Here is a 583-nt window from a genome sequence, read left to right as displayed (position 1 = left end):
GTGAACTACCCTCCACTTATCAACCTTACGGTTTGATTGAAGTGGGGGCTTCTCGACTTATCGTTGCTTTTACTAGCCAACGAAAACTGACCGAGCTAACCCTCTTGTTCCAAGAGTTTTGTTACTTATGATAACGCTAATAAGCGTATACCTTCATTTTTAATATTGATTGCTGAATTGTGATCGCGATCTAATACAAAGCCGCAAGAACATTTATATACACGTTCAGATAATGGCATTTCTTTTTCCTTGCCGCAACATGAACACTTCTTAGTGGAGGGAAACCACTTATCAATTTTCACAAGTTGTTTCCCTTGTTCTTTTAGCTTATACGCTAAGAAAGTAGTGAACATTCCCCAGCCGTTATCATGAACGCTTTTCCCAAAGTGAAGGGCTTGAGACATCCCTTTTATGTTCAAGTCCTCAATCACGACAGCATCAAAGTTAGAAGCTAATTCTTTTGACTTATGATGAAGAAAATTCATGCGTTGGTTCGCCACTTTCTCATGTAATTTAGCCACTACTAGTCGTTGCTTGTTCCAACGTGCAGAACCTTTCTTTCTCCGAGAAAGAATTCGTTGTG

At 39.6% G+C, this 583-nt stretch carries 1 protein-coding gene; it reads right to left on the bottom strand.

Annotation, left to right across the window (positions count from 1 at the left end; all coding sequences use genetic code 11):
* Positions 1-125 precede the first annotated feature (125 nt).
* Positions 126-583: RNA-guided endonuclease InsQ/TnpB family protein (locus P9687_RS02790; protein ID WP_328228860.1), on the bottom strand; the 458-nt coding region annotated here is incomplete at its 5' end.

The sequence above is a fragment of the Weizmannia sp. CD-2023 genome, assembly GCF_036225245.1.
GTDB classification, from domain to species: domain Bacteria; phylum Bacillota; class Bacilli; order Bacillales; family Bacillaceae_C; genus Weizmannia; species Weizmannia faecalis.
This window is presented reverse-complemented; position numbering and strand designations above follow the sequence as displayed.